The 13,385-nt window shown below is 50.5% G+C and carries 12 protein-coding genes; all 12 read right to left on the reverse strand.

The features are described from left to right. Window positions 1-54: 54 nt before the first annotated feature. Complete coding sequence (cobK, locus tag ACZ5KY_RS09460; RefSeq protein ID WP_464243647.1) at window positions 55-870, reverse strand: precorrin-6A reductase; 816 nt, start codon at window positions 868-870, stop codon at window positions 55-57. After that, window positions 867-1,655: a precorrin-3B C(17)-methyltransferase gene (cobJ, locus tag ACZ5KY_RS09465; RefSeq protein WP_464244653.1), complete on the reverse strand. Its 789-nt coding sequence runs from the start codon at window positions 1,653-1,655 to the stop codon at window positions 867-869. The genes cobK and cobJ overlap by 4 nt, the downstream gene beginning before the upstream one ends. Then, a complete protein-coding gene (locus tag ACZ5KY_RS09470; RefSeq protein WP_464243648.1) occupies window positions 1,577-2,356 on the reverse strand; it encodes a cobalamin biosynthesis protein in 780 nt (259 codons plus the stop codon). The genes cobJ and ACZ5KY_RS09470 overlap by 79 nt, the downstream gene beginning before the upstream one ends. Next, window positions 2,356-3,138: a precorrin-4 C(11)-methyltransferase gene (gene cobM / locus ACZ5KY_RS09475; RefSeq protein ID WP_464243649.1), complete on the reverse strand. Its 783-nt coding sequence runs from the start codon at window positions 3,136-3,138 to the stop codon at window positions 2,356-2,358. The genes ACZ5KY_RS09470 and cobM overlap by 1 nt, the downstream gene beginning before the upstream one ends. Window positions 3,139-4,334: 1,196 nt before the next feature. Further along, entirely contained in the window at window positions 4,335-5,768 is a 1,434-nt protein-coding gene (locus ACZ5KY_RS09480; protein ID WP_464243650.1) for a cobyrinate a,c-diamide synthase, read from the reverse strand. Then, the gene (locus ACZ5KY_RS09485) at window positions 5,765-6,283 is read right to left on the reverse strand and encodes a cob(I)yrinic acid a,c-diamide adenosyltransferase (RefSeq protein ID WP_464243651.1); all 519 of its coding nucleotides are present in this window, start codon (window positions 6,281-6,283) and stop codon (window positions 5,765-5,767) included. Before ACZ5KY_RS09485 ends, ACZ5KY_RS09480 begins: the two co-directional genes overlap by 4 nt. 1,726 nt (window positions 6,284-8,009) lie before the next feature. Further along, entirely contained in the window at window positions 8,010-8,729 is a 720-nt protein-coding gene (cobI, locus tag ACZ5KY_RS09490) for a precorrin-2 C(20)-methyltransferase (protein ID WP_464243652.1), read from the reverse strand. Then, window positions 8,726-9,391 carry a precorrin-6y C5,15-methyltransferase (decarboxylating) subunit CbiE gene (cbiE, locus tag ACZ5KY_RS09495; protein WP_464243653.1) on the reverse strand — a complete coding sequence of 222 codons (666 nt, stop codon included), beginning with the start codon at window positions 9,389-9,391 and terminating at the stop codon, window positions 8,726-8,728. The genes cobI (ACZ5KY_RS09490) and cbiE overlap by 4 nt, the downstream gene beginning before the upstream one ends. Continuing rightward, window positions 9,382-10,452, reverse strand: a complete 1,071-nt coding sequence (gene cbiD, locus ACZ5KY_RS09500) for a cobalt-precorrin-5B (C(1))-methyltransferase CbiD (protein WP_464243654.1) — start codon at window positions 10,450-10,452, stop codon at window positions 9,382-9,384. Before cbiD ends, cbiE begins: the two co-directional genes overlap by 10 nt. Before the next feature lie 4 nt (window positions 10,453-10,456). Next, window positions 10,457-11,215, reverse strand: a complete 759-nt coding sequence (gene cobI, locus ACZ5KY_RS09505; protein WP_464243655.1) for a precorrin-2 C(20)-methyltransferase — start codon at window positions 11,213-11,215, stop codon at window positions 10,457-10,459. A gap of 62 nt (window positions 11,216-11,277) precedes the next feature. Continuing rightward, window positions 11,278-12,519: a nucleoside recognition protein gene (locus ACZ5KY_RS09510; protein WP_464243656.1), complete on the reverse strand. Its 1,242-nt coding sequence runs from the start codon at window positions 12,517-12,519 to the stop codon at window positions 11,278-11,280. A gap of 7 nt (window positions 12,520-12,526) precedes the next feature. Continuing rightward, window positions 12,527-13,384 (reverse strand): sirohydrochlorin cobaltochelatase, encoded by an 858-nt coding sequence (locus tag ACZ5KY_RS09515; RefSeq protein WP_464243657.1) that lies wholly within the window; start codon window positions 13,382-13,384, stop codon window positions 12,527-12,529. Between the last annotated feature and the right edge of the window lies 1 nt (window position 13,385).

Below are 13,385 nucleotides of genomic sequence, written 5' to 3' on the forward strand. Positions count from 1 at the left end.
CACTCCTGTGTAGGACTGCATCATAATGGTTGTTTAAGTTAATGTTTAACAGAATCATCGCACTTCATCGCCCATAAGTTGCTCATTCAGCGCTGTGATTAAAATCGTCATGTCACTAAACCGATGACGATCATCCTCTTCGGGGCGTTGGACAACAATTAACAGACAGTTCTCAAGTTGCGTAGCGGTCAATTTTTCCAACACGCCACCTGCATTGCCACTATCTTTTGTGACGACAACGCCAATGTGATGCTGACGAATTAATTCACGGTTTTGTTCTAAACTAAACGGCCCGCGGCCTAAAATACGGCTGGCTGGTTCCAGTTTTGCTGCGTCACAGGCGGCAAGTGATTCAGGGTGATTAAGCACCCGGGCAAACAGTGGAATGTTACACCGTGTTGCTTCGGCAACGTAAGGATCTAAATGACGCGATCCCGTTGTCAGTAGTATCGGTTTACCCTCAGCACAAGCTCGTTGTGCTGCCTGTTGATGATCCTTTACTCCGACCCAACCTTGGTGTTGATCGAGCAACCCTTGACGCTGATAACGCAAATAGGGGCGCTGACACGCATCGGCAACTTGTCGGGCAACCTGATGAACTTCCGTCGCGTAGGGATGGGTGGCATCCACCACGGCAACAATGGCTTGTTGTGCAACCAAGTGAGCCATATCGTCAGCGTTCAAACGACCGCAGCGCCTGCTAATAGCGGGATGATCACCGACCGCTAACTGGGCATCGGTAGCAGTGGAGACAAACACCTGATAGCCCGCATCAACCAGTTGCAGAGCTAAGGGTGCTGTTTCACTGGTGCCGCCAAGCAACAACACCTTTGGCCGTTGCTGTGGTTCGGTAGGTGGCGTTGGTGTCATCGTTTACTATAGTACCCGCGCGGTGTCACCATGCGGCCATTAAGAATACAGGTGGTTGAATTGCCGATAATTACCATTGAACGCATGCCGATTTGGTGATCAAACATATGGTCGAGATCGGTCAATACCAGATGCTCATCTGCCGCACCAACCGCTGTGGCAATGCCTACTGGTGTGGTGCCGGGGCGATTGGCGCGAAAGATTCGAGCCGCTTCCTCTAACTGCATAATGCGCTTTTTACTGCGGGGATTATACAGAGAGACCACCATGTCCGCCGAAGCTACGGCTTCAAGGCGCTTGAGAATCATCTCCCACGGTACGAGCAGATCACTTAAGCTAATGGTTGCTGAGTCGAGCATCAGTGGCGCACCCATGAGAGCCGCGGCTGAATTGGCTGCCGTGACACCGGGGATCACTTCCATGTCGATGGTATCGCCATCGGCTGCGGCCATCTCAATGGCCAGACCCGCCATACCGTACATCCCTGCATCACCTGATGAGATGAGCGAGACAATTTTGCCCTCTTTAGCGGCATCAATCGCTGAACGGCAGCGCTCGGCCTCTTTCATCATCCCTGAGGTGACGGTGTGCTGGTTACTAATCAGATCAGCAATGGAGTCGATATAAGGGCCATAACCGACCACGACATCACTGTTCAAAATCGCTTCTGTTGCCCGCGGGGTACGATCTTGAATGCTGCCAGGACCTATGCCAACGAGGTACAGTTTTCCTTGGCAATCGCTATCGTTATGCCGTTGTAGGCCGTTTTCGGTAGTATTAATGATGTCCTCCGTCCAGAAAGTAGAGCTGCGGGTTCACTCACCGCAGGTAGATTAACGTTTTGTTCAACAAAGTCGGAATGGCTAAAGGGCAAGGTGCTCATGCGAATCCAGTCCGAATCAATAATGCGTAGCGGAATGTTTAACGCTTCGCTGACTTCGATCAAACCCGCCTCATCGGCTTTCACATCGGCGGTAGCCAGGTAGCGCACCCGTTCAATGGGCATCTGCACTTGATCAAGGGCTGCGGTCAGGGCGGCGTGAATCTCATCCGCTGGTTTACCGCGCCGACAACCGATACCAACAATCAGGTCTTTTACCGCCTCAGTGGTGGTGGAGATCACTGGCTCAGCGCCCGTTATGTTGCCAACGGCAATCGCCAGATCGTTAGCACCACCTTCGTGACCACTTAACACACTCATGGCATGGCGAGCGCCAACATCCAAACACACCACAGCAGGGTCTTTGAGTTTATGTTGCACCAGTGGGGCAATGGCTCGCACCACCACGCCACACGGAGCGATATAAACCAAGCCACTGTACTGTTGGAAGATCTCCTCAGTCAGGGCGTAAACTCGTTCAAATGAGGTTACCCCTTCAGGCGCATCGATCAAGTGATGGAGGTATTGATCCACCTCCATCGCCGCAGCAATTTGCTGCATGACGATAAGGCCCTGTGGTGAAAAAGTGATGACCGCTGTTGCCATTAGTTTGCATCCGTTGTTGAGGTGTCGTCAGCCTCCGCAGTGCGGTAGCCATGAGTAAAGTGACGATGATACAGTTTTGATACCGGCAGATCACGCGCTAAGGCCTGACCGACAATGATCATCGCTGTTTTGGTGATGCCAGCCTCAACGACTTTTGGCGCAATATCGGCTAGGGTTCCCTCAATAATCAGTTCATCGGGCCAACTGGCGCGGAAGATAACACCAATCGGGCAATCGCTGCCGTAATATTGTGAAAGTTCTTCGGCAACAATGGCCAATTTATGCACCGATAAAAACAGACATAACGTCGATTCGGTGCGGGCTAAATGCTCTAGTTCCTGCATCTCAGGCATTGGCGTACGACCCGAGGTGCGGCTGAGAATGATGGTTTGAGAAATCTCAGGAGCCGTCAATTCTGTTTTGAGTGCCGCCGCAGCAGCCTGAAAAGAACTAACACCGGGGATCACTTCATATTCAATACCAAGGCGATCAAGGATATTCATCTGCTCGCGAATCGCGCCATAGATGGATGGATCACCGGTATGCAGGCGAATCACGTCAACATCGTTTTTCTGCCCTTTAACAAACACCACCTCAATTTGCTCCAACGTCATCGACGCCGAGTCGTGAAGTTCGCAATTATCAGGAACAAGGTTGACCACTTCAGGGCTGACCAGTGAACCGGCGTAAACGCAGATTTGGCAGTTGCTCAAAAGTTTATGGGCTTTTACTGTGAGGAGCTCTGGGTTGCCTGGGCCAGCGCCGACGAAGATTACTTTCATGTTTTTTCTCCTATTACTATTTATATGAGTTGTTTGTTTCTTTATCGTTGTCGTGTGTTGTGTAGGGTGGGCATTGTCCACCGTTTTTGTCTTTTTAAACCTTAGGTTCAAGTTCGTGAGGTCTCGCCCTCACACTGCGACGTACTTTTTTCCAAGGCCAGCAAAAAGTAAGCAAAAAATGGCCTTAAAGTTCACGCTTGCAGCGGGCCGTACTCTACCTATAATGATTCTTTTTCCCTCTTACATGTCAGCGCGGTTCGTCGGCCTCTCGACCTCCAAATTGGTTCAATTTCGTTATCAAGGTATAGAGGTTATTGGTTCAGTGTGCCTCTCTATTTTTTCCGTGGTACAGGTGTTCGTTCTGTTTCTGTTTTCTAGCACCATGTTCCCCCATTTGTCGCCGCCGAACGCAAAGAGCGTCAGCAGAGCCGCTTGTGCCAAAACTGTTTGAGCGCAGCGAGTTTTTTGGCACGCTCTGCTGTAAGCGACTGCAGTGAGGGAACCCGCAGGGCCAGACAATCACGGGGTCATGTTTTGCATACTTTTGGATGACGCTAAAAGTATGGCGAGGTCTGGGGGCGCAACCCCAGTTTACTTCAGCCTATGATTGTTGTTATCCGTTGTTCAATGTTGATCAAACCCCACTACACTTGAAATCAAAACCAAGTTCAAGTTCGTGAGGTCTCGCCCTCACACTGCGACGTACTTTTTTCTAAGGCCAGCAAAAAGTAAGCAAAAAATGGCCTTAAAGTTCACGCTTGCAGCGGGCCGCATTCCACTTACAATGAATCTGTTTCCCTCTTACATGTCAGCGCGGTTCGTCGGCCTCTCGACCTCCAAATTGGTTCAACTTCGTTATCAAGGTATAGAGGTTATTGGTTCAGTGTGCCTTTCTACTTTTTCCGTGGTACAGGTGTTCGTTCTGTTTCTGTTTTCTAGCACCATGTTCCCCAATTTGTCGCCGCCGAACGCAAAGAGCGTCAACGAGGATGCTTTACCGCTAACTGTCTGAGCGTAGCGAGTTTTAGCGGTTTCCTCGTTGTAAGCGACTGCAGCGAGGGAACCCGCAGGGCCAGACAATCACGGGGCCATTTTTTGCTTACTTTTTGATGGCGCAAAAAGTGAGGCGAGGTCTGGGGGCGCAACCCCAGTTTACTTCAGCCTTAGTTTGTTATTATCGCGCAAAACATTATTGATCAGATACCACTCTGTTCAATCCTCTTCTTAACCTGCAAAATTTTATCAATCCACGCATCCACCACTTCCGGCCGCGAGGCCAAATGAAGGTGCGCATAACTGGCAAGCACATTGCCCTTTTGATACCCCTCATCGTGACAGTTCCCCGAACGGTTTTGCCTTACTCGATACGCGGCGTGCCAGCCATCGACCCCATTGGTGGCGATGGGGTCGCTACACAGTTCAGAGTAGTGAAATTCGTGACCACGTATTGTTGTGCCACAGTCACCAAATAGTGATGGTGTTTGCAGTGTCACTTCAACATAACCAAGTGCTTTACGTTTATCGAGCATGCGCGCCCAGCAGGGGAGAATGCCGACAAATCTAAAGCGTTTCTGTTCGCTTTCAACCCCTTTACTTAGGTAGATCAATCCACCACATTCGGCATAAACAGGGCGATCACTCATGCAGAATGCGCGAATGGATTGCAACATAGTGCTGTTGCTCGCTAACGTTTGAGCATGGGTTTCAGGGTAGCCACCACCGAGGTAGAGTGCATCGCATTGGTGTGGTAATGCATCGTCTTCTAATGGTGAAAAGAAACACAGCTCAACGCCACGCTGCTCTAAAGCTTTGAACAGATCATGATAGTAAAATTGGAATGCAGCATCACGGGCGATGGCGATGCGTAGTCCTGTTGGACTCTGAGCTTTTGTGGTGTCTTCAGTTCCATCCTGTACGAATTGACTCTGTTTCTCTGCGCAGTGTGATGCTTGAATTAATAGCTGATCGAGATCTAAATAGTCATTGGCACTGGCCGCTAATTGGTCAATAAGGGCGTCTGTCCAATCCGTTTCATCTGCTGAGATCAAGCCTAAATGGCGACTTGGTAACTGGGGCAATGCGCCGCGCGGAATGGCTCCAATCAAAGGAGGTAAGTTCGCTCCTTCGAGGGCTTTGGCGAGAAGTTGACCGTGACTCGCTGAGCCGCACATGTTAGCGATCACCGCTGTGATTTCGACATCCTCTTCAAATGTGGCAAACCCTTTGACCAGCGCCGCTAAACTGCGCGACATGCCGTGGGCTTTTACCACCAGCAATACTGCGGCATTCAACCATGTGGCAATTTGAGCGGTGCTCCCTTGTAATGTCGTCGGGCTACTGCCATCGAACAAGCCCATCACCCCTTCGACGATGGCAATATCGGCATCGGCGCAGTGACGGTGAAATAGGTGTTGCACATACTCCTCGTTACACATCCAGCCATCAAGGTTATAACAAGGTCGTCCTGAAACACGACTATGATGGCTAGGGTCGAGGTAATCGGGCCCAACTTTAAAGGTTTGCACCGTGAGACCGCGCTGTCGCAGTGCGGCGATAAGCGCTAGGGTCACGGATGATTTTCCGACGCTACTGTGAGCGCCACCGATAACGAGACACGGAGTTGAACTCAAAATTCTACCCCCTCACGCGCTGGAATCCCTTGATCGAAAGCATGTTTTATCGGATTAATTTCACTGACGGTATCAGCGATATCGATCAATGCAGCCGAAGCATAACGGCCAGTGAGAACAATATTGATCGGCTCTGGTGCTTGAGCTAAGGCAGCAATAACATCTTCTTCATCAAGCAACTCTTTAGCGATAGCACCGCAAATTTCATCGAGAATAATCAAGTCATAATCACCACTGTTCAATGCTTGCTGAGCCAGCTCAAAGCCTTTTTGAGCCGCTTTTACGTGGTCAGCAAAGCGAGGGTTCTCTTTTTTTGGTACAAATCCAAGACCCGTTTGGATGATCTCAATTCCGAGTTTTTTTAAACTGACGAGTTCGCCAACGTCGGAATCTTTTTTCATAAACTGGATAATAATTATCCGGTGATTGTGACCTGCGGCGCGTAGAGCCATACCAAAGGAGGAGGTTGATTTTCCTTTGCCGTTGCCGGTGAATATGAGGATGTTTTTGTTCATGGTTGCACCTCTTTTGATCGTGTTTTGTTTTTCTCGTGTTGTTTGTTTTTACTTCCGTTATGTACCAAAGTTCCCCCATTTGTCGCAGCCGAACGCAAAGAGCGTCAGCGAGGAGGATTTACCGCTAACTGTCTGAGCGTAGCGAGTTTTAGCGGTTTCCTCGTTGTAAGCGACTGCAGTGAGGGAACCCGCAGGGCCAGACAATCACGGGGCCATTTTTTGCTTACTTTTTGATGGCGCAAAAAGTGAGGCGTGGTCTGGGGGCGCAACCCCAGTTTACTTCAGCCTATGATTGTTATTATCCGTGGTGCTTTGTTGGTCTGGTTCCACCATTGTCAAAACCAAACCTTACGATCCAGTTCGCGGGTTTCGTCCCGCAGCCGACGTACTTTTTTCCAAGGCCAGCAAAAAGTAAGCAAAAAATGGCCTTAAAGTTCACGCCTGCAGCGGGCCGTATTCCACCTACAATGAATCCTTTTCCCTCTTACATGTCAGCGCGGTTCGTCGGCCTCTCGACCTCCAAATTGGTTCAACTTCGTTAGCAAGGTATAGAGGTTGTTGGTGCTGTGTGCCTCTCTACTTTTTTCGTGGAATCTGTTCTATCTATATTTCTTTCGCACTCTGTTCCCCCATTTGCCGCAGCCGAACGCAAAGAGCGTCAGCGAGGAGGATTTACCGCTAACTGTCTGAGCGTAGCGAGTTTTAGCGGTTTCCTCGTTGTAAGCGACTGCAGTGAGGGAACCCGCAGGGCCAGACAATCACGGGGCCATTTTTTGCTTACTTTTTGATGGCGCAAAAAGTGAGGCGTGGTCTGGGGGCGCAACCCCAGTTTACTTCAGCCTATGATTGTTATTATCCGTGGTGCTTTGTTGGTCTGGTTCCACCATTGTCAAAACCAAACCTTACGATCCAGTTCGCGGGTTTCGTCCCGCAGCCGACGTACTTTTTTGCAAGGCCACTAAAAAGTAAGCAAAAAATGGCCTTAAAGTTCACGCCTGCAGCGGGCCGCACTCCACTTACAATGAGTCTTTTTCCCTCTTACATATCAGCGCGGTTCGTCGGCCTCTCGACCTCCAAATTGGTTCAACTTCGTTATCAAGGTATAGAGGTTGTTGGTGCTGTGTGCCTCTCTACTTTTTTCGTGGAATCTGTTTTATCTATATTTCTTTCGCACCATGTTCCCCCATTTGCCGCAGCCGAACGCAATGAGCGTCAACGAGGAGGTTTTACCGCTAACTGTTTGAGCGCAGCGAGTTTTAGCGGTTTCCTCGTTGTAAGCGACTGAAGTGAGGGAACCCGCAGGGCCAGACAATCACGGGGCCATTTTTTGCTACCTTTTTTATGGCGCAAAAAGGTAGGCGAGGTCTGGGGGCGCAACCCCAGTTTACCTCAGCCTATGATTGTTATTATCAGTGGAACTTTGTCGATCAAGTTCCACAAACCTCTAAACCTTTAGTTCAAGTTCGTGAGGTCTCGCCCTCACACTGCGACGTACTTTTTTCCAAGGCCAGCAAAAAGTAAGCAAAAAATGGCCTTAAAGTTCACGCCTGCAGCGGGCCGCAAACCCGCCTACAATGATTCTTTTTCCCTCTTACCATTCAGCGCGGTTCGTCGGCCTCTCGACCTCCAAATCGGTTCAACTTCGTTATCAAGGTATAGAGGTTATTGATTCGTTGTGGCTCTCTACTTTTTCCGTAGAACCTTGTCGATCACAACCCACAATCTTCTAAAAACCTTGAACAATAATTACCGCTAAATTTCCTGTCCCTTTTGGCGCCTCACGCAACTGATTCAAGTCCAGCTCTATACGTTGATCTGGCAAACCCGCGCGGGAAACGAACACGCTGCGATCTATGGCGTTTACCTCATCCAGTGCGGCAATAATGGTGTTCAGATGGCGGCCAATTTTCATCAACACCACGGTATTGCCTTGAGTGATGAGTTGCTTGATCTGCTCTATGTCATTCGCCGACGGAATCACGGTTAGCGGCTTGAGCCCTTCGCCGAGGGGCGTATTGGTCAATGCGGCAGTGAAGCTAAAGGCACTGATTCCCGGTACTGTTTCAATGGTTGCATCGGCCATCACATTTTGTAGCGCGCGAATCAGGTAGATGTAGGTTGAGTAGAGCAGGGCATCACCTAGGGTGACGAACACCACATCCTGACCATTTTTTAGCCTCACGGCGATCTCTTTGGCTGTTTGCTGCCAGTGTGCCTGCCGTTGCTCGGCGTTTTCGGCCAATGAAAAGTTGACGTCTACAATTTGACAGCTGTCACTGGCGTAATGGTTCACCACTTCGGCAACATAGTCCTGTGTGCTCAGTCGTGAACTTGGCACATAAATGCACGGGCTATTTTGGAGCAGGCGCACGGCTTTGAGCGTTAACAGTTCTGGATCACCGGGGCCGACACCCACGCCATAAAATGTTCCGACAGTTGTGGTCATGAGCAAGCCTCCTCAGAGAGCAACAAAACGATGGTGCGCGAAGCGAGGGTTGTGGTGCGGAGCTCTTCAGCGGTCAAAGAACGAATCTGCTCCGTTTGCCAGGTTAAGTTTTCGCAAGCGATGGCGCGGTAATCATTGCCGAGTTGATCGAGAAGGTCGGCAGCGAAATGGGTTGCTTTGCTGGTTCCTGCGAGCAGGGCAATTTTATGCCACTGGCGCAGTTCATTGATCTCAAACTGCGGCTCGCGGCCATGAGCACTAAGAATGCGTAGGTCGTTCCAATCGATGGCAAGGCGCGCACAGGCAATCTGAATCGAGCTGATGCCGGGGATCAGCTGGCAGTGCTGCTGACCAAAGTGATTTTGTACACTGCGCGCTAAACTAAACAGCCCGGTATCGCCGGAAACCAACACCACAATTTGTTGTGTTGCATAGCTTTCCATTGTATCCAGTGCGGCTTGAATATCGGCACCGACCGCGATTTTTATCGCTGTTGCTGTTATCGATGGCATCAGAAGTTCCAATAAGTGCTTTGCTCCGACAACCACTTCGGCCTGAGCCACAGCACTGTGCACCGCTGCGGTGATGTAATCGGCATGACCGGGGCCGCAGCCAGCAATGGTGATGCGCGAGTTCTGTTGATTTGTGGTAATTATTTCCATGAGCGTAGCTCCCCTGCGTGACCGATCATCTCCCCTTTGAGGTTGATTAACACCACGGTTGGATGCCAGCTCGAATTAAAGGTATCGACAATGGCGTGACCGATCTCAGCTGCAAGTTGATCGGCGACCTTGCCCCGTTCTTGCTCGGTTAATATCCCCATAAATAGCTCCTCGACGGTGTTGCATTCGGCAATCGGGCGATCAACTATTTGGCTGGCCAGGGTGCAGATAAAAGGCACTGCGCTATCGGATTGAGCTGAGTGAGTTTGCCATTGGCGAATCGCCAGTTTACCTAGCTTGCCGGGATGGCCGACAATCAGCAGTTGATCAAATGGGTGTTGCATGGCTTGTTCGAGCATAAAGCCCCATTCGTTGCTTATTTCAACCACTTGTTGTTCGCGTAACTTGAAATAGTGATGGGCTGCTTTTCGTCCCATATTGCCCGGCACAAATACTGGAGCACGGGTGATGGCAGCAACGCACACTTCAAGAGCACATTTGAGCGATTCACGTAGCGCTGGAGCACTAAATGGACGAACGCGGCCTGTGGTACCAATAATGGAGATCCCGCCCTTGATGCCCAACTTAGGGTTGAACGTTTTTTCTGCTAAAGCTCGGCCACCCTCTACCGCTACGGTGACAATGGCACCACAAGGAGTGACATCACGGATCGCTGCGCTGATCATGTCACGGGGGACAGGATTAATGGCGGCTTCACCAACACCAATGGCCAACCCAGCGAGGGTGACGGTTCCAACCCCTTCACCAGCGCGAAAAATGATCTCGTTGCTGTCAGATTCAACTTGCGTTTCAACGGTGACACAAATTCGTGCGCCATGGGTGACATCAGGGTCATCACCTGCATCTTTAATGATGCTGGCTGTCGCCGTGTTATCAATACCCCGTACCGATTCAATCGGCCAGCAAAGTTGACTGTTGTCGGGCAGTGAGATCTCAACATCGTCCACTCTGTGCTGGTTGAATAGCAGCAATGCCGCAGCTTTTGCCGCTAGCGCTGCACAGCTTCCCGTGGTGATCCCACTTTTAAGTTCTTGAGCCATTTCGTTAGTCTTCCTGCCAAGGACGATTGCCAATTTTGATGATCATGGTGGTCATGTAGTTCAGTGGCGTCATTTTCCATTGACTCAAATCATCAACCACCAACTCATGATCTCCTTGTTCGCCGCAGCTTACTAACTTAGCGCAACTAAGAAGATTGCGTTGGCGTAAGCGCTCCATTAACGCCTCAATACAGCTACCAGCCTTGTACAACACCAGTGTTTCGCAGTGATCGAGAGCTTCCTCTACGGCATCAAGATTAGTGGCCGACATCAGCGTGAGTCGATCCTCCTGCAAGGTCAGGGCTTCAGCAAAGCGGCTGGCGGTGGTTTGGAAAGCGCTGATCCCAGGAACTACATGTAACTTATCTGCTGGCATCAGTTCGGCCAGACCTTGTAATAGGTAGGAACTGGTGGCGAAAATAAGGGGATCACCAAGAGTGACTTGTACCACTGATTGCCCTGCGGCACAGCGTTTGGCCACATCCTGTGCCAGCAGTTGCCAGCGCTCACGCGTTTTTTTATCGTTACGTTCCATGGGGTAATTATTGACCAGAATCTCTTGTTGATCAAGAAACGGCCGTACCGCTTCAAGGGCTAAACTCTTGGCCGAATTCCGTGCTTGTGGCGAGAGGATGACATCGCATTGTTCGACCAACCGCGCCGCCCGTAACGTTAACAGGTCGGGGGAGCCGGGGCCGATGCCAACGGCATAAAAGTGGCCAGCTTGTGCGGGTTGTGTTGTCAGTGAAGCGGATGCAGTCATAACGAATCCTTCGTAGAATAAGGTCAAATTTTTATGTTTAAACGTGGCTCAGTGAGTCCAAATTACATCCAGTACATCATCAAGATGCTGGTACACAGCAGTAAAAACATCATGCGAAATACTTGCGCGCTGACGGCCATAATGAGTCCGGGGCGAGCGCCGAGAATGGCTACATAGGTCGGTAGTGCATGACGCAGGGTGCGTATTGGCGCTGTCACCATTGAGCCAAACAGAATGATAATCACCGCTTGATGAACCGTCATCGATCCCGAATCGACAAAGTTTGCCGCGGCGATGGCGCCGTTATAGAGACTCAACGCTTGAGCCGGAATCACCACCAGTGACTGTGGTGGTAAAAACGAGAAGGTGAACAGTTGCGGCATCTCGGTAGCGAGCCATTTGAAGGCACCGTAATATTCCAGCCCAGCCATCAGAATAAAGGTTGGGATGAGGTAGATGATCAGCCGCGTTAAGGTTTTGCGTGATCGCTTCCAAATCGTCGGCCAGAATTTGCCTTTCTTGCGACGACTTTCGAGTACTGGCGTAATTTGCTCTTTGACACTGCGTTGTTGGCCGATGTTAAGGCGTCGAACAACGAAGCGGCTGAGTAATAGAGTCAGTACAATTTGGATGGCGATGGCGGCAAAGCGCACGCCAAACAGCGCAATGGTGGCTTCCCAGCCAAAAGCGATACCAATGGGAACCACAAAGGTTGGCAAGTGAGCAAATAGCGACAGTGCCGATACCACATACACCGAGGTGTAGAGTTCGCGGTTGTCGAGCTGACCACTATCGCGTTGCGACACCAACATACTGTTGGCGATCGCCCCAGATTGAAAGGCCATCAGAAACGCTGGCCCTGCCTCGCGGGATAGCTTGCCGAGGCCTGTCAACGGCAGAGTCAATACTGATAACAGATTGACGCAGCCCGATACTTCGAGCATCTGACCAATGAGTACTCCGGCGCTGATAAATATCACCAGCTCCAGCAGCATCAAACCTTTACGTGGCCAAAAAGGGAGGTGGCGTTTCCACTTGGTGTAGTCGGAACTGCTTTTCACCTTTTTACGCTCGGCAACCAAGGTCTTGCCTGTTACCCCCTCAGGGCTGAAGCGTTTTGATCCCCGCAGCTCGCTGGTGGCGGGCGTGCTCTCTTGCGCCGAGGTGGTTTCGACCGCTATTGACGCACTGGCCGCAGCCGAGGGCGTTCCACCCATAGCCGAAGGCGTGGTGTCGGTTGCGAGCGCGTCAATTGCCGTTAGGCTCAGCAAGATCAACACGATTATGGTGAAAATAAGCCGCATGTTCAACTTAGCCTTTGTGTTTCTCTAGTTCGGCTAATGCCCGATCTAGATGATTAAAGTAGATGTTTAAAATTTGTTTGTTCCAGCCCAATGACGGCGTGCTGCGATGTTGTGGCGCGGCGATAATATTTTTCCAGCTATCGGCCTCTTCACCGAGAACATCGTTCATGATGTGATCGCCGGCGACAATCATCAGTGGCACAAAATTGACGCAGGTCGGATTGAGTGCCTTGATCTTATCGAGTGGCGCAATGCCGGGAGTCCCTTCAACACTGGCAACCACCAATTGTGGATAGTGGGCTTCGATCTTTGCCGCAAAGGCGTCGAGTTGTACATTAAATTCAGGGTGGTGATCGTTACCATGAGCCACAACAACCGTAGGTTCTGTGTCATCAATCGATGGCTTTAAGGCTTCAATGACCGCAGCCATATCGTCATCGCTACTGAGTAAGGCATCACCAAAGGTTACTGTTAGTCCGCTGGTATCCGCTTCGATAACGGAGCGATATTCTTGCCCTGGCACCACATGAAGGCTTTGAAAAACCACCTTGGTGTAGCCTTCGTTGCGCAGTTGTTCGATCGCTTCATCAACGTTGTAGGTGATCTGCCCCTGTTTTTTGAGTTTGTTGATGATGAATTGCGAAGTAAAGGCCCAGCGCAGATCATAATCCGCGTAACGTTGGCGAGCCTGTTGATCGATAAAATCAAAAACGGTTTGCGCTTTCGCTACCGAAGTGCCAAAGGCTACCAATACCAAAGCTGGTTTAGTCGCACGATCCACAGCCGTTGTTTGAGCGAACGCTGGTGTCGATAAAGTCATGAGCAGTACCCCGATACCTATGAGGGTTATCAATCGATTGCGCATA

This window comes from Desulfuromonas svalbardensis (assembly GCF_055389415.1).

Coding starts and splice junctions, on each gene's coding strand:
- cobK (WP_464243647.1), bottom strand. CDS start 870: ATGACACCAACGCCACCTACCGAACCACAGCAACGGCCAAAGGTGTTG.
- ACZ5KY_RS09470 (WP_464243648.1), bottom strand. CDS start 2,356: ATGGCAACAGCGGTCATCACTTTTTCACCACAGGGCCTTATCGTCATG.
- cobM (WP_464243649.1), bottom strand. CDS start 3,138: ATGAAAGTAATCTTCGTCGGCGCTGGCCCAGGCAACCCAGAGCTCCTC.
- ACZ5KY_RS09485 (WP_464243651.1), bottom strand. CDS start 6,283: ATGAACAAAAACATCCTCATATTCACCGGCAACGGCAAAGGAAAATCA.
- cobI (WP_464243652.1), bottom strand. CDS start 8,729: ATGACCACAACTGTCGGAACATTTTATGGCGTGGGTGTCGGCCCCGGT.
- cbiE (WP_464243653.1), bottom strand. CDS start 9,391: ATGGAAATAATTACCACAAATCAACAGAACTCGCGCATCACCATTGCT.
- cbiD (WP_464243654.1), bottom strand. CDS start 10,452: ATGGCTCAAGAACTTAAAAGTGGGATCACCACGGGAAGCTGTGCAGCG.
- cobI (WP_464243655.1), bottom strand. CDS start 11,215: ATGACTGCATCCGCTTCACTGACAACACAACCCGCACAAGCTGGCCAC.
- ACZ5KY_RS09510 (WP_464243656.1), bottom strand. CDS start 12,519: ATGCGGCTTATTTTCACCATAATCGTGTTGATCTTGCTGAGCCTAACG.
- ACZ5KY_RS09515 (WP_464243657.1), bottom strand. CDS start 13,384: ATGCGCAATCGATTGATAACCCTCATAGGTATCGGGGTACTGCTCATG.